The 15,172-nt window shown below is 50.5% G+C and carries 13 protein-coding genes; 7 read left to right on the top strand and 6 right to left on the bottom strand.

Annotated features, from left to right (window positions below):
• Window positions 1–322 precede the first annotated feature (322 nt).
• Window positions 323–2,032, bottom strand: a complete 1,710-nt coding sequence (locus tag ABD892_RS15585; protein ID WP_345196813.1) for an FGGY-family carbohydrate kinase — start codon at window positions 2,030–2,032, stop codon at window positions 323–325.
• On the opposite strand from ABD892_RS15585, the gene ABD892_RS15580 reads away from it, so the two are divergent.
• Both ABD892_RS15580 and ABD892_RS15575 read left to right on the top strand, forming a co-directional pair.
• A complete protein-coding gene (locus ABD892_RS15580; RefSeq protein ID WP_345196811.1) occupies window positions 2,031–2,462 on the top strand; it encodes a secondary thiamine-phosphate synthase enzyme YjbQ in 432 nt (143 codons plus the stop codon). The two genes, ABD892_RS15585 and ABD892_RS15580, sit on opposite strands and share 2 nt — an antisense overlap.
• Entirely contained in the window at window positions 2,425–2,904 is a 480-nt protein-coding gene (locus tag ABD892_RS15575) for a hypothetical protein (protein WP_345196809.1), read from the top strand. Before ABD892_RS15580 ends, ABD892_RS15575 begins: the two co-directional genes overlap by 38 nt.
• A gap of 304 nt (window positions 2,905–3,208) precedes the next feature.
• Here the strand turns inward: ABD892_RS15575 and ABD892_RS15570 are convergent, their stop codons facing one another.
• The 4 genes from ABD892_RS15570 to ABD892_RS15555 all read right to left on the bottom strand — a co-directional run bounded on the left by ABD892_RS15570 (window position 3,209) and on the right by ABD892_RS15555 (window position 7,172).
• On the bottom strand, window positions 3,209–3,424 hold the full coding sequence (locus ABD892_RS15570) for a cold-shock protein (RefSeq protein WP_211829990.1): 216 nt from the start codon (window positions 3,422–3,424) through the stop codon (window positions 3,209–3,211).
• A 249-nt stretch (window positions 3,425–3,673) separates the two neighbouring features.
• Window positions 3,674–4,711 (bottom strand): selenide, water dikinase SelD, encoded by a 1,038-nt coding sequence (selD, locus tag ABD892_RS15565; RefSeq protein ID WP_345196808.1) that lies wholly within the window; start codon window positions 4,709–4,711, stop codon window positions 3,674–3,676.
• A gap of 121 nt (window positions 4,712–4,832) precedes the next feature.
• A complete protein-coding gene (gene ppk2, locus ABD892_RS15560; protein WP_345196807.1) occupies window positions 4,833–5,663 on the bottom strand; it encodes a polyphosphate kinase 2 in 831 nt (276 codons plus the stop codon).
• A 93-nt stretch (window positions 5,664–5,756) separates the two neighbouring features.
• Complete coding sequence (locus ABD892_RS15555) at window positions 5,757–7,172, bottom strand: aminotransferase-like domain-containing protein (RefSeq protein WP_345196805.1); 1,416 nt, start codon at window positions 7,170–7,172, stop codon at window positions 5,757–5,759.
• Between the two features lie 131 nt (window positions 7,173–7,303).
• Between ABD892_RS15555 and ABD892_RS15550 the strand changes: the two genes are divergently transcribed.
• Genes ABD892_RS15550 through ABD892_RS15540 form a run of 3 tightly spaced genes read left to right on the top strand, consistent with a single transcriptional unit; the run spans window position 7,304 to window position 9,489 of the window.
• Window positions 7,304–8,032, top strand: coding sequence for an alanyl-tRNA editing protein (locus ABD892_RS15550; protein ID WP_345196804.1), 729 nt, complete (start codon window positions 7,304–7,306; stop codon window positions 8,030–8,032).
• Window positions 8,029–8,829 (top strand): PhzF family phenazine biosynthesis protein, encoded by an 801-nt coding sequence (locus tag ABD892_RS15545; RefSeq protein WP_345196802.1) that lies wholly within the window; start codon window positions 8,029–8,031, stop codon window positions 8,827–8,829. Before ABD892_RS15550 ends, ABD892_RS15545 begins: the two co-directional genes overlap by 4 nt.
• Before the next feature lie 42 nt (window positions 8,830–8,871).
• Window positions 8,872–9,489 carry a LysE family translocator gene (locus ABD892_RS15540; protein WP_345196801.1) on the top strand — a complete coding sequence of 206 codons (618 nt, stop codon included), beginning with the start codon at window positions 8,872–8,874 and terminating at the stop codon, window positions 9,487–9,489.
• 27 nt (window positions 9,490–9,516) lie between these two features.
• Here ABD892_RS15540 and cml read toward each other — a convergent pair whose 3' ends face one another.
• Complete coding sequence (gene cml, locus ABD892_RS15535) at window positions 9,517–10,698, bottom strand: CmlA/FloR family chloramphenicol efflux MFS transporter (RefSeq protein WP_345196800.1); 1,182 nt, start codon at window positions 10,696–10,698, stop codon at window positions 9,517–9,519.
• A 283-nt stretch (window positions 10,699–10,981) separates the two neighbouring features.
• Here cml and ABD892_RS15530 point away from each other — a divergent pair, with 283 nt between their 5' ends.
• Both ABD892_RS15530 and ABD892_RS15525 read left to right on the top strand, forming a co-directional pair.
• A complete protein-coding gene (locus ABD892_RS15530) occupies window positions 10,982–11,572 on the top strand; it encodes a DUF3605 domain-containing protein (protein ID WP_345196799.1) in 591 nt (196 codons plus the stop codon).
• 110 nt (window positions 11,573–11,682) lie between these two features.
• Window positions 11,683–15,096 (top strand): hypothetical protein, encoded by a 3,414-nt coding sequence (locus ABD892_RS15525; protein WP_345196797.1) that lies wholly within the window; start codon window positions 11,683–11,685, stop codon window positions 15,094–15,096.
• The last annotated feature ends 76 nt before the right edge of the window (window positions 15,097–15,172 follow it).

Below are 15,172 nucleotides of genomic sequence, written 5' to 3'. Positions count from 1 at the left end.
CTAAAGCGAAACTTTGTCAGTGTCGTAGCTCTGGCTTGTGCTTTTGTCTGGTTACCAATGTGAAACGTCAACAGCTCCTAGTGCAATGAGAAAAGTGAAATTGGCAGCAACGCAAACAACCTGTAAGGCAGAGCCATGGCAACCCCAAAAATATAGATCAATCCATTGTTCTAAATCACTACCTTTACCCATGGATCCTCTATCCAAGTTGAATGACAAAATAATGCAGCACTATTCAGCAGAAGAAGAGCCAAGCTTTTGCAAAAGAAGTGACAGTTTAACGAATTTACGTTGGTTAACGGAGATACAACCGCAATAAGATTCAGTTCTCTTCGTCCATGACAGTGGCGTACTTTACCTGATCCTGATGCATTTCTCGGTATACTCGGTACTTCTTGTCATAAAACGCACGCAAGCCTGATTCCGGTACCAGTGTTTCTCCAACCCGACTCATACCTGCTATCGCGCTGCGAATATCGGGATAAACACCAGCCGCCACTGCGGCCATCATGGCAGCCCCTAAAGGCATCGGGTTTTGTTCCCGGTTCAGAATCGCAGGCATTCCTAACACATTGACATGCTCCTGCATGAATAACCGGTTGCGCGTCAATCCACCGGCAGGCATCAGTGTTTCAAGGGGCAATCCTGCCTGTAACAAACACTCGAGCGCATGACGCGCCTCCAGTGCCAGCGCCTGAATCGTCGCAAGATAAAGCAGCGCCATATCATCCGGCCCGCTGTCCATCCCAAGACCGGAGATCATACCGGTAAGATGGCAGTCCCCGATGGGACATCGATTACCCGCAAAAAAGGGCAAAATGTGCAAAGACCGGGTGAGCTCTGCGATTGGCTGACCTTTCGCCAGAGCCGTCAACCGGCTTTCCAGATAATCATACACACTGACGCCTGCCTGGTTGGCCAGATCAGAAACCTCCGCCGCTGCCGGATGACGGCATGGCAAATGATCCAGTAAGGCACCTAAGGCATTCTGCCCGCAGGTATAAGCGTTGAGGCCTGCCAGATCGCCATTATCCCAGGGTCCCCAGATACCCGGCATGGTGTCAGTCTGTGACGAAAAACATTGGTAAATACTGGACGTACCCACCACCATGCTGATACGAGACGTCAAACCACGCTCGTAGTCTGCAGGGGTCTTCCCTTCCAACCCTGCCCCCATGACTGCCAGCGTACCGGCATAACCATCGACCGTACCCGTGCTGACCGGTGTGCCCGGCAGTAACCCCATCTGGCTGGCAACATCTGCCAATAACCCTTCCCCCACCGCTGCACCATGGGGCAAATCTGGCCCTTCCGTACGATCATAAATACCGATCCCCATATCCTCTGTGGCCAGATAACGCGCACGGGTACTGAACGAACACGGGCTGCGTATCAGCTCTCCCGTCGCTTTCAACACCAGAAAATCAAACAATTCTATGATATGGGCAGTAGCCTGCCAGCATGTTGGCCGATGCTGGCTCATCCAGTAACAGCGTGAGACCGGCATTTCTGCTGTAACACGGCCACCGGACTTTGACGCAGATGACGCCGGGTTTAATCGGTTAATCTGATCTGCTTCTGCCATAGCTCGGTGATCGCACCACAAAAGCACATCAAAAGCCTGTGTTTGCGTTTGAGAAAGGGGCAGGGGTCGATGTTCCTGATCCAGGAACAACATGGAGTAAGTACTGTCAAAACCAATCCCCAGCACCTGCCCAGGACTTACACCGGGATTGTCTGCCAGCACGTGTCGGACAGCGTTGATCAGCTGTTCCCAGATATTTTGACTGGACTGTTCCGCCCGTTGCGCTTCAGGCCTGTGGATAACAAGGGGCATGACTGACTGCCCGATGATGCCACCTGTAACCGATACCAGCGCTGCCCTCAGGCTGCGCGTTCCGACATCAATACTGAGCAGATAATCAGCCATGGCCTCACCATACCCAAACAACAGCGTCAGGGAGATCAGAATAGTGGCTATTGGTGAAATAGTGACATAATTGTTGCGTGATGATGGAGGGTTCTGAACCATGTGGCGACAACAAATGATCCGGCTGACACCTCGCCCCAGGGGGTTTCACCTGATTACTGACGATATCCTGTCACAACTGCCGTTTCTCAATGAGTATACCGTGGGGTTATTGCACCTGTTTATCCAGCACACCTCTGCATCGCTTTCCATCAATGAGAATGCCGATCCGACCGTCAGGGAAGATATGGAACGGCATATCAATCACATGGTGCCGGAGAGTTCTCCCTGGTTTCTTCACACCTACGAGGGGACGGATGACATGCCCGCCCATATAAAGTGCAGTCTGTTTGGTGCCAGCTTGATAATCCCTATTCGCAATGGACAGCTGGCCCTGGGGTCCTGGCAGGGTATTTATCTGGGAGAACACCGAAACCACGGAGGCTCACGCCAGATTGTCGCAACAGTTCAGGGAACCCGCGACGAAGACTGAAAACACCTTTTTTTATAGCCAAAAGTCAGGAATATATTTTTTAAAAAAATCAATTGTCATAAGTATTTCATGGAAATCCGGTAAAAAAAGATATGTAATGAAACTGGCATTGCATGAAGCATGCGCTATAACAATAAGAACGATAACAACGGAGCCAGCAGGATGTTCTGGCAAGCAGGCCAAAAAGAGGGAAATGGCTATGGCACGGAGAAAGCCTCAAAAAGCAAACGTTGTGGTTGGTGTTGATTTTTCTTATCTGGGAAGCAAAGAGGAATCCGCTGAAGAAAGAACAGTGGAATCCCGCCGTCGTCTACGCGAAATGCTCAGTAGTCAGGTAGAAGAATTCCTCAACAAGGGCGGGAAGATAGAAACTGTTCCTTCCAATATCACCGCCAACCCACCCAAGAAGCCTGAATCCAATTACGGTAATCGCCCCATTTAATCCAAGTGGTTGAAAGGCAATCACGTCATCGTGTGGCAACAGTGTAAAACAGGATGGCGCGACAAAATCCCAGCATAAAAAAAGAGACTCGAAATTCGAGCCTCTTTTTTTATGGGTCTTTCACAGGGGTCACGGGCAGTATCTCTCGATACTCTGAATCTCAGCATGCCAGATCAATGAAGCCGCCAGTAAAACTGATATCTGGCTCTACTGCTCTCATCTACTCTTCCACACTCCTGCCCCGAAGATCATCATCAGGGCAGATACCTTGTCAGGTCAGTGACCGCTGCAGCTCCGGAAGTTATCAGGAGAGAATGGTAACGTTCTCAGCCTGAGGACCTTTCTGTCCCTGGGTGATTTCGAAAGAAACCTGCTGACCTTCATAGAGGTTGCGGCGACCGGTGCCATTGATAGCACGGTAATGTACAAATACGTCTTTCTCGCCTTCACGCTCAATAAAGCCAAAGCCCTTCTCTTCGCTAAACCACTTAACGACGCCTTCGACTAACTGACCTGACATATAACTCTCACCTTTCTACGTGTACCAGCCTGAGGCTGATTTCTTCAAGTTTACCGAAGCCACCACGGCTTCCGGTTTCACTATATAGCATTGCCCGGTGACATACACCTGAAATGCGATCCATCCGGGTCTCCTGCCCCAGTCGGGTAGTGTATCGGCAATCTACACGAAGGAACAGGAGATTTACATCGTAACCCGCCCTCCCCTTGACAGGCATCACTTTTGACGTCTGTACCAGAGGACAACCGATCAGGTCACCACTACGAGTCTATCACCTTCCTGCGGTTTCAGCTCGCCAATACGCGCCAGACCCAGCCCATGATCCGTGGCAACCGTCAGAAAGTCTCGCTCTGACACCGGATTAACAGCAACCAGTAAACCGCCACTGGTCTGCGGATCACAGAGCAGATCCCGTTGCCGTTCAGTCAGTGATGATGCCTTGTCGCCATAACTGGCAAAGTTTCGCCCGGTACCACCGGGCACCGCACCCTGTATCCGGTATTCATCAACATGAGGCAGAACCGGAAGAAGCCTCTCTTCCACAACAGCCTGCAGACCACTGCCTCCGCACATTTCAAGCAGATGCCCCAACAGGCCAAAACCCGTGACATCGGTCATAGCTGATACCCCGGGCAGCCGGGCAAACGCAGCTCCCGGTTTGTTAAGCGTGCACATGGCGTCTCGGGCGATGGTCTGATGTTCAGGCTTAAGCAGCTTCTTTTTCTCAGCGGTGGTCAGAATGCCTATACCTAGGGGTTTGGTGAGATACAGGGAATCCCCGGCCTGGGCCGTGTTGTTCTGCTTGAGATGCTCAAGGCTGACCCGACCAGTGACCGCAAGACCAAAAATAGGCTCCGGTGCATCAATACTGTGGCCGCCAGCGAGGGGAATGCCGGCATCCAGACACGCCTGACGTCCACCATCCACCACCTTTCTGGCGATCTCCGGCGCCAGGACATTCACCGGCCAACCAAGGATAGCAATCGCCATCACGGGCATACCGCCCATGGCGTAGATATCGCTGATCGCATTCGTCGCGGCGATGCGGCCAAAATCAAAAGGATCATCCACAATGGGCATGAAGAAATCCGTGGTACTGATGACGCCTTCGCCATTACCCATGTCATACACAGCCGCATCATCCCGGGCGCTGTTGCCTACCAGCAAATTGGGAAAATCCGGTAACTCAATACCGCTTTCAAGAATCACATTGAGTACGGCAGGGGAAATCTTGCAGCCACAACCGGCACCATGGCTGTACTCAGTGAGTTTGATATCAGAAGTCATGAGGGATACGCGTCAGTCAGGTGAGGGAATCATCATTATTATGCGTTCGGGGCTGCCGTCAAACCCGTTACAACAATGACAGCAGTCACCCAAGGCTCATTCCCTGAGCCTGGAAAACGCATTAGCTGTTACTCAATTCCGGACCGCCCACAATTTCCGGCTCCGGCACAATGACCACATCCCGATTCTTGTTGGGATAATCCAGCGAATGCAGCAGGTGTCGCATGGCATTGATCCGCGCACGCTTCTTGTCGTCAGACTTGATCACCGTCCAGGGTGCATCGGCCGTATCCGTATAATGGAACATCTGCTCCTTGGCGCGGGTGTAGTCGTCCCACTTATCGAGGGAGGCAAGATCAATCGGGCTCAGCTTCCACTGTTTCAGCGGATCATGCCGACGTTTCTGGAAGCGTCTGAGTTGCTCTTCCTGACTGACGGAAAACCAGAGTTTGAAGAGATGGATCTTGCTATGAACCAGCATCCGCTCCAGATCTGCGACCTGCCGGAAAAATTCCATATGTTCTTTGCGGGAACAGAACTTCATGACCACTTCAACCCCCGCCCGGTTGTACCAGGAACGGTCAAACAGCACGATTTCTCCCCGTGATGGCAAGTGCTTGATGTAACGCTGAAAATACCACTGTCCCTGTTCTTCCTCGTTGGGTTTTTCCAGCGCCACCACCCTGGCGCCCCGCGGATTGAGGTGCTCCATCATTCGCTTGATAGTACCGCCCTTACCGGCCGCATCACGCCCTTCGAACAGGATCACGACCTTCTGTCCGGTCTCCTTGACCCAGCTCTGAACCTTCAGCAATTCAACCTGTAACTCCTGTTTCAGACGCTCATACTCACGACGTGTCATCTTGTTTTCGACGGTGGACTGGAGGGGTTCCGCCGTTTCAAGAATGTGACGAATATCGTCAGGCTGGCCTGATTGTTTTCTTTCTGTCATTACCGCTCCGGGGGGATTGTTCTTCGCTTATTTATTGTTGTCCATCACGTCTAGGATAACGCAACTACTACGTATAAATACTGACCCCGATCATTAGAAAACTATGGGTTTCTGGATCGGCTCCAGCGCCAGCGTATCCCGGATGATCTCCAGCGCTTCCTGAAGCTGCCGTCGCTCTGCCAGACTACTGATGCAAAAGCGAATCCCCTGAGGTGCTGGCGAACTACCGGCGGCAAACATCTCAGCACCCAGCACCCGGACACCCTGCTGCTCTAACTGAGTAACAAACGTGTTAGCACGCCACGGCTCCGGCAATTTGAGCCAGCAATGGAAGCTAAAGGGTTGGGACTGCAGATCATGACAGTTCAAAGTATCTGCCACCATTGCCTGCCTGGCAGCGATTTCATCCCGCTGCCAGGTCATCAGCTCCCACGCCTTACCAGAATCCAGCCAGGACATCACCACTTCCGCCATCAGCGGTGTCGCACTCCAGCAATCACCGCGTAATACCTGTCCTATACGCTCCACAAGATCAGGCGGACACACGGCAAACCCCATATGCAACCCGCCCCCCAGGGATTTGGAGAAACTGCCACTGTAGATCACCTGCTCTGGCGCCATCGACACCATGGCAGTCGTCCGATTTTCCGGCATACTGAATTTCACATCATCTTCCAGCACCAGAACATTGAACTCGGCGGCAATGGCGAGAATTTCCCGACGTCGCGCTTCCGGCATGATAATGGACGTCGGGTTATGCAGCGCCGGCATCAGGTAGAGCAACCGGGGTTGATGTTGTTGGCAATACTCCACCAGCGCATCGGGCTTCATACCCTGTTCATCCATCGGCACGCCGACATGACGCAGCTGCTGCTGTCGCACGCTGTAAATAAATCCGGGATACGTCAGGTAATCAGACAGAACCGTGTCCCCGGGACGGGTCATGGCACGCAGGACAAGACTGTTGGCATGCTGACCACCGTTGGTCATCAAAATACAAGCAGGATCAGCATAAATACCGAACCGTTCCAGCCAGTGAGCGACCATTTTTCGATGCCGCAGTAGTCCCTGTTCAGGATGGTATTTCAATAGCGGTGACAGCTTGGCGCTATGATCACTTAGTCGACTTAAGGTATCGGCCAGCATTTTTTCCCGGCAAGCTGGCACTGACAGACTCAGGCTTAAATCCAGCAGGGTGGTGTCGGTTTCCGCCGGAATACTGAAATCCGGTCGATCCCAACGCTTGCCACGCACGAATGTACCGCTGCCAACCCGAGCCACCACCAGACGACGGCGTTCAGCTTCTGCATAGCCACGGGTAACGGTTCCCACTGTCACATTAAGTTGCTCAGCCAATGACCGATGGGTAGGCAGCCGCGTTTCTGGTGGAAGCTGACCGTTGTCCACCGCTTCTTCAATGGCATCGGCTAACGCTTTATAACGAGGCCCCGAAAAGCGAGCCAGTTCAGGTGTCCAATTTTGCTCTGATTCTAAATTCTTATTCTGCATATCCAGGCATTGTCATGGTGACAATTAATTTATTGATCTTATTTCACGTCATTCTAAGATCACAACAGAGCAATGAAAACGACAAAACACACAAATTGTAGGGATACAATGGCAACCAGAGAGTCAAGCCGATGAATCATTCTGCGCCAGTCTTCTATCAGGATCCCTATCAGAAAGTGCTGACAACCACGGTCTCCAGTATTCAGGATCAGAACGTGGTACTGGCAGAAACCATCTTCTATCCCACCGGCGGGGGACAACCTGGCGATACCGGCCACATCAATGCCAGTAACGGCAGCCAATTCACGATCACCAATACACGAAAAGATCGCGAATCCGGCGCTATCGTGCATGAGGTCAGCGAAGCACCACTTGATCTGCAGCCCGGCGACACTGTGACCGTCACACTGGACTGGTCACGCCGTTACGCCCATATGCGCATGCATACCTGCATGCACCTGCTCTGTTCACTGATTCCCTGCGGGGTAACCGGTGGTGCCTTGACTGCGGACAAGGGCCGGTTGGATTTTGACATGGGCAATTTCGACGCGAACAAAGAATTGCTGACACAGCAGCTCAATGCCCTCATCGGACAGGCTGAGCCCATATCCATTGAATGCCTGGAAGCGTCTCTACTGGATACCAACCCGGAACTTGTGCGAACCATGTCTGTTCAACCACCCAGGGGAGCAGGCAAAATCCGAATGGTAAGGGCCGGTGCGACCGATTATCAGCCTTGTGGCGGTACCCATGTGGCCAATACCCGTGAGATCGGCCCCGTCAGAATCAGTAAAATTGAGAATAATGGGCAACGCAACAAACGGGTCGTGATTGTCTTCAGCAACGGGGAAAAACAATGAAAACGTTACCCTATTACCAAATTGATGCTTTCACTGACCGCCTGTTCGGTGGCAACCCCGCGGCAGTGATTCCACTGCAAAGTTGGCTACCTGATGCCTGCATGCAACAGCTGGCCAAGGAAAACAACCTGTCAGAAACCGCTTTCTTTGTTCGGCATAATGACCGCTATCATATTCGCTGGTTCGCCCCCGTCACAGAAGTACAACTCTGTGGCCACGCGACCCTCGCTGCCAGCTATGTCATTCGACATGAATTAGGCGACAGTACCCATCAGCAGGTCTTTGACAGCCTGAGCGGTGAACTCAAGGTCCGGTTTCAGGGTGAGCTCATTGAGCTCAACTTTCCCATGAATCACCGATCGCCCATCCGGTTGCCTGATGCCATTGCCAGACAACTTCCCTTTACGCCACTGGCAGCCTTTACTTCCCATGACGACCTTCTCATTCTGGCACCGGATGAAGTAACAGTGGCGGAGCTGAGTATTGATTTCACCAAGCTGCCCAAGGGCGTGATCAAACGGGGGGTGATTATCACTGCAGCATCAGAACGGGAGTCTGTTGATTTCGTATCCCGTTGGTTTGGTGGCCCCGAGGTCGACATCCTGGAAGATCCTGTCACCGGCTCGGCACACACACTATTGACTCCCTTCTGGGCTGAAAAGCTGGACAAACCGCTGCTCCGTGCTGAACAGCTCTCGGCACGCCGAGGCAAGCTGGAATGCGAACTGCTGGGTGACCGGGTCTACATTCGGGGAGGCGCCGTCAAGTACCTGGAAGGCACCATCCAAATTCCCTGACTAACGCCACATCAACAACAAGAAAAACAGAGTAAAAACGGAATGTTCGACTGGCACAGTTTTTATATACCACTAATGACGTTTGCTTTTGCCTCCAGTATCACACCGGGGCCGAATAATATTATGTTGACCGCCAGTGGTGCGAATTATGGCTTCTTCCGGACACTGCCCCATATTGCCGGGGTAGCCAGCGGCTTTTTCATCCTGCTGCTGGCCGTTGCTTTCGGGCTGGGCAATGCCTTCAAAACATGGCCTGTGTTGCAGACCATCCTGAAATACATCGGCTCTGCCTACCTGATTTTTCTGGCCTGGAAAATTGCCAATGCCAGCCGTCCGGAACAGCATAATGGGCCCGCCAAACCATTCACGCTGTGGCAGGCAGCACTGTTCCAGGTCGTTAATGTCAAAGCCTGGATCATGGCGATTGGCAGCATGTCAGCATTCACTCTGGCCGGTGCGGATTATGCTGTTTCAGCCTTGGTGATTGCCGGTATCTTCAGCCTGATCAACCTGCCCTGTATTTCTCTCTGGACCGGGTTTGGTGTAGCCATTGGGCGTTTTCTGCAACATGACCGGGCTTTGCGTACATTTAACATCTGCATGGCAGCACTTACCGCAGGATCCGTCGTTCTGCTTTATCTTCCGGAAAGCAGCCTCTAGGGGCTGCTTTCCTGTGCAATAACGGAACTAACGACGCACAAAAAACATTCCGGCCAATACGACCACTGCACCACCACCGCAAAAAACAATAAGCGGCCAGAGCGTATCTCCAGGCAACAGGGTAACGACAAGCGTACCCACGATACAGACCAGCAATGCTTCAATGCAGTAATACAGGGCAACAGCCGTACCCGCTATATCCTGAAATGCAGCCAGTGCGCCATTGGCAGACACTGCACAGGTACAACTGATACCAACTGCCACCACGAACATAGGTATCAGCAAAGATGCTGCGCCGGAAAAGGAGAGCATTTGTGCAACCAACATCAACAAGGCCCCGCTCCCTATCGCAACCATACCGAGTCGTAAGGTACCGGAAGTGCCAAAACGGCTAACTATACGTCCGGCAAAACGACTCATCACAATCATGACCAGTGCAACCGTTGAAAACAGCAAACTGAAGACAATGGGTGAATAGCCGAGTTTACCGATCAACATTCTGGGAGCCGAGGAGAAGTAAACAAAAAAAGCCCCCATCGCCACAGAAAACGCCAGGGTGTACAACCAGAATCCACCAGACTGCACTACCTGCAGGAACGCTGTTTTTACCCCAATTCCCGTTACATCCGAACGCGTCTCAGGCCATGACTTCACGGCATGAAAGCCAGCCAGAGTAGCGGCAAGCGCCAGCGCCCAAAACACGGATTGCCAGCCCGCCCAACCAATTAACAGTGCACCGATCACGGGGCCCAATGCTGGCACAAATGCCAGCATGCCTCCTAACAATGCGTAGATAGTGGCAGCTTCGCGACGATGGCCGTATACATCACGCACTGTGGCAAATGTTGCCACCAGTGAAGCGGCGCCCCCTGCCCCCTGGCATACTCGCCAAAAGACAAACCCTTCAATGGTCGAAACATATACCAGGGCTATTGAACTCACGACAAATAATAAATTACCGCCCAGCAGTACCGGCCTGCGTCCCAATCGGTCAGATAAAGGGCCAAATACCAACTGTCCACAGCCGAGCATCAACATATAGAGCGACAATGTCAGCTGCACCGCACCGGGTGATGTCGAAAACACCGATGCCATCTCAGGGACCGCTGGCAAATAAACATCCATTCCCAATGACGCCAGCAGGTCAAAGGGCACCATCAGCAGCAACGTGCGTGATAGCGAAAGATTCCAGGTATTGTTCAAGGACACAACAGATTTCCGTCAGAAGCGAAACAACGTTTCTGCGGCATGCAGGAAGGGTAAACCGTCACGCCACAGCATCATGGACTCGTGATGCTGTGGCTTAAGTGCGTGTTCTGACCATCGGCCTCATGACAGTCTACTCTCAGTTGAAAGCCCTAAAGGCTAGGCCGTTCCCCCTGAAACCACAATAACGGCTAACCACATTGTCAAAACCACTGACGAGTATTCCATCGATGCCTGCAGTCTATAGTTATTCCATAGGCAAGCCGTGCAGTAAGGGCTTATAAATATGAGAAAACCAGCCAAACTATTCACGTGGCTATTCTTTTTAGTTTTAAGTCCACTCCGGGTGTTCGCTTCTCCGGCGTCCTGGGAAAAAATCCTGTCCGCCGAACCCCTTGAGCGTCATCCCTCTGTCAATCAGGCCTATGAAAAACACCGAGCCGCCTATCTTGCCAAGAAGAAAACGGCGGAAGCCGTAATTTTCGAAGATGTCTTTGGTCTCGATGAGCGGCAGGCCCGACAATGCAGTGAAAATGGCTGTGAACTCGGGTATCGTCTGACCATCAACCGATTCCCCTACTGGCTCGAGGACGGCATTGCGCATCTGCTGTTGTTCTCATCCCAATCCGTCTGGGATGAAGCCGTTCTGAAACAGAAGTCTGAGGAGCTGCTCCGTCAACATTTACCTGACCCTACCCAATACCGTGGCATTGAGTGGAGCATTCGGATCAATCCCCCCTGGAAAAGAACCGTCAAAGGGTTGGGACATGCCCATATCTTTATTCGCGATACTGAGGGGACGGCCAACCTCACCCAATGGGTTGATCAGTTAAAACAACTGCGCAAATCATCCATCGATAAGCCTGTATCTGACTAACATCCAGACGTATATCAACTCCACCAATGAACTCCATGGCGATTCAGTTGTCATATTATTTTGAGGTGTATTGCACTTTTCACAGATAAAGCCTGAAACACAAACTTGCGATGAAACCGGTTACGACATCTCCTATTTCAGATACTGCCGCTACAGGTGCTGATGATGTAGTTGTTGATTTAGCATCTGCATATGGATTCAGCTCGTCGAGAAAAATCAGTATTCCGCCCTCGCCTCTGACCCCGATCCTGACTCAGCAAGAATTGTTACACGAACTTACAATACTCGGCATTCAGCCCAGACAGGGTGCCCTGTTTAGTTCGTCTGAAAATAGTTCTTCCGCATCAAGTAGCGATGAAGAGCGTTCTATTCTTAAAAAGAAAGTGATCCAAGTTGAAGTGGGTGACCATGACATCCCTCCACTGGATTCACTTTCTATAGAGGAAACATCATCTGAACTACCGACACCGTCAATCAACTTACCGAGTAGCCAGATAATACGCTTCAGGCATCCAGATCCTGCAGTTCATACCACAGAAAGTGATGATTCTCGATTCGACATAAAGCTCAGTTCCACTACTAAACCATGGTGCTCGAGTCCTGATACTTTTCCCCAGAATCTGTTAGGGAAGGTGCGAATAAGTCCACCTTCATCTTCGGTAACCCTTGGCATTACTGACACTGCTATTGGAAAAAGAGACTTATTCGCAGTTTCCTTAGAAGAACAGCCAATAGATACACCAACACGTGCAGACATACCTGCAACAACCTTGATACCTAAAGAAGCTCAAGCTTTGGAAGCTCCCCCTGAGTCCAGCTTGTTCGGAGAGTCTCTGCTTGCACACACCCTTCATCCGGAAGAATTGATAGCTAACCCCCAGCCTGAAGGTACCCAGATCCAGCCATCGACACCTGATTTTCCCCCAGGCTCCGGGGCAAGACCCAAAACAACTTCCGCAGCCCCTAAAAAAAAGAAAAAGAAGAAAAAAAAGCCAGCTGAAAAAACAGCAGGCTCTGGTTCTGCAAAAGATACCACCATCCCCACTACCGTTCTTCCAGCCAGCTTATCCGTGCAGAATGAGCCTGAAAGGGAGAAAGCAACCACAAAACAGCCAGACAAAAAGCGATCCCTCCCGATAAAAGGTCTGACACAACAAATTCTGCAAGCAGGCAGTAATGAATTGCAGGTTTTCCAAAAGGAAGTCAAACAACTTTATCAACAAATATCCAATCAGCGTTGGAATCAGCTAAATAGAATACAGCGTAATCTGGAGAGATTTCTTCCGGCGCTGGAACGCTTAAGTCAGGATTACGAACAATTCGCGCGCAACTATCCTGCCAGTAGTACTGATAAGCGACCATTTGGCAAGACAGAAAGTCGTAGTATCGCTATCAGTATCCTTTTTACCTACGAGCAACGTAGTGAAGCGGCCTTGATGCTTGGCGGTATTGCACAGCATATCATGGAGAACATTGAACAGTTTATCCTGCAACATAAGCAAAACAGTGAATACCTTGCTCATCTACTGAAACCCATTCTAAAAACCGTATGCCTCTGGCTTAAGTGCATCATAGATAGCAGAATCAATGACCGGCAGGCGATTGACGACCGACAGGGAGAAGGCATGCCTGTCGGTGAAACGATTACCTCGATCAACCTTGGTCAGCGAATTTCACTACAGGCACCGTTTAACGAACCGAGATGCAGTGAGACCATAATGAATCACGTGTTTTATCGGGCCCTATCATGGTTAGCCAGCGGTGAAATTTTTTATCTAAGACATCAGACGGCTGAACGACAACCAAAACCTGAATACTTGACGACTTACCAACAGCTTTTAGCACAATTACTGCAACAGTATCGGGATCACCGCCCATTTAGAAACTATGAGCCCCAGCCTGATGCTGAAAATTTCATTGAAATCCACCTTAACTATGCGGAACAACTGATTTTTTGCGTTCATTCACAGCGTTGGGATCTCGTTCAAATGACACTTCAGCAATTAGCCTCTATGCTGCCGCCCAGCGATGCTAGCCAGCCTCAGGAAAGCCCTGAACCCCGTGCACCGATACAACGCAAAAAAACACGAAAAAAATCCGACATGGAAAAACTGATAGATAAAGTCAGCCAAGTTATTGATCCTAAGAAATGGCATCAGGAATGCGTAAACCGTCGCCTGTTCGCGCTATATGAATATTTATCCATGACTCTTCGTGCTGGACATCAGAGTTTTAATTATTTTTATCAACAACATGTTTCTGCTTCGACACCACAACAATACTCCCTGAATATTGAAACACTACGCTCCTTGCTAACCCAGTTTAAACAATGGGCGGAACGTATGATTACTTATGGCCTTGTGACAACATCAGAACAAACGGTAGAGCTCTTATATTTACATGCAAAAGAGCAATTGGAAGAAAACACCCGGCAACTCGAGCAACTTCATCAAAGTAAGTTAAAGTTTCTTGCCGAATATTTTCAGAAAAAAGTCGTCCCTCCAAAAAAGAAAACAAAAGACAGAAAAACAAGGGACGCACACCAGAAAGATGGCGCAGGCTCGCCTATAGAAGAAGACTCTCCTGGCGCCGCTCAAGCAGCAGCCACCCCCGTCATGGTACAGACAAATAGTGAAACTACCGACGGCATGGCAGTCGTTGAACACATCGAACGAGGGGAAACGTCCTCCGATGAGGACAACGAATGGCAACAAGTCAAAACCAGCAGAAGGCGGATACCTGTAGAAACTGCGTTGAACAATTTATCGGAGGCATTGCGCTGCCAGAACACAAATAACGCCATAACCTCACTCAGATCAACAAACTTGAATGACGCGTACCAACAATTGCAAAATCCTTCTCAAGAACAGGAGACACTCCCCATCGATGTTCTGACGCCCCTGATATCCGGTTACTTACAAGTCTGGGAGATGTCCCATAACATCAAGCGCTGTGAATCATGGATCCCTGATATCAGGCCCTTCATCGTATCGCTGCTTGATGAAGACATATTGGCACCACGGGAGATCACAAACCAGTTTATTAATGCCATAAAAGAATTTAATACCGCCGATATATCAGCGCAGCGGGCTCTTGGCAATATATCTGACCATATCAATACCCTGCTTGATCTGCAGACGGAAAGTGAAACATCCAGCAACATTACGGCAATGGCCGCCCTTGAAGTGCTGATTACGTCCACTCAATCACTGAAAGAAAGATTAACCAGACTCCGTGAAGGTACGATTAATGCGTGGAAGAAGCGATATGAACTGCTGTTACGGCATTACCCTCAAAAACTCAAGGCGAAAAAGACAACAGACACTGATCAGCCATTGAAAACAATGATGACCAATAACGCAGCATTCCGGAAATGCAGTAGTGACTTTGAAAAACACCAAAATACCCATCAACGAAGGCAGGCAATCATATTACAGACTGAACAACCCAGTGATTCATCCAGACCATCGCAGGCGCAAGTCGCCGTATCCATGGATATAAGCAACAGACTTAAAGTATCCTGATTACCACCTAACATAAGCCATTCTCCCGTCTAAACTTACGACACTGGTTTTCCTTGGGTTAGGAGACGTGTCATGG

The organism is Kistimonas scapharcae (assembly GCF_039540975.1).
Classification (GTDB): domain Bacteria; phylum Pseudomonadota; class Gammaproteobacteria; order Pseudomonadales; family Endozoicomonadaceae; genus Kistimonas; species Kistimonas scapharcae.
Note: the sequence above shows the minus strand (reverse complement) of the source record. Positions and strands in the feature narration are given on the sequence as shown.

What these genes read in the sequence shown, in the direction of transcription:
- ppk2 (WP_345196807.1), bottom strand. Translation starts at nt 5,663, where the DNA reads ATGACAGAAAGAAAACAATCAGGCCAGCCTGACGATATTCGTCACATT.
- ABD892_RS15540 (WP_345196801.1), top strand. Translation starts at nt 8,872, where the DNA reads ATGTTCGACTGGCACAGTTTTTATATACCACTAATGACGTTTGCTTTT.
- ABD892_RS15545 (WP_345196802.1), top strand. Translation starts at nt 8,029, where the DNA reads ATGAAAACGTTACCCTATTACCAAATTGATGCTTTCACTGACCGCCTG.
- ABD892_RS15525 (WP_345196797.1), top strand. Translation starts at nt 11,683, where the DNA reads ATGAAACCGGTTACGACATCTCCTATTTCAGATACTGCCGCTACAGGT.
- ABD892_RS15530 (WP_345196799.1), top strand. Translation starts at nt 10,982, where the DNA reads ATGAGAAAACCAGCCAAACTATTCACGTGGCTATTCTTTTTAGTTTTA.
- ABD892_RS15570 (WP_211829990.1), bottom strand. Translation starts at nt 3,424, where the DNA reads ATGTCAGGTCAGTTAGTCGAAGGCGTCGTTAAGTGGTTTAGCGAAGAG.
- ABD892_RS15550 (WP_345196804.1), top strand. Translation starts at nt 7,304, where the DNA reads ATGAATCATTCTGCGCCAGTCTTCTATCAGGATCCCTATCAGAAAGTG.
- ABD892_RS15585 (WP_345196813.1), bottom strand. Translation starts at nt 2,032, where the DNA reads ATGGTTCAGAACCCTCCATCATCACGCAACAATTATGTCACTATTTCA.
- selD (WP_345196808.1), bottom strand. Translation starts at nt 4,711, where the DNA reads ATGACTTCTGATATCAAACTCACTGAGTACAGCCATGGTGCCGGTTGT.
- ABD892_RS15555 (WP_345196805.1), bottom strand. Translation starts at nt 7,172, where the DNA reads ATGCAGAATAAGAATTTAGAATCAGAGCAAAATTGGACACCTGAACTG.
- ABD892_RS15580 (WP_345196811.1), top strand. Translation starts at nt 2,031, where the DNA reads ATGTGGCGACAACAAATGATCCGGCTGACACCTCGCCCCAGGGGGTTT.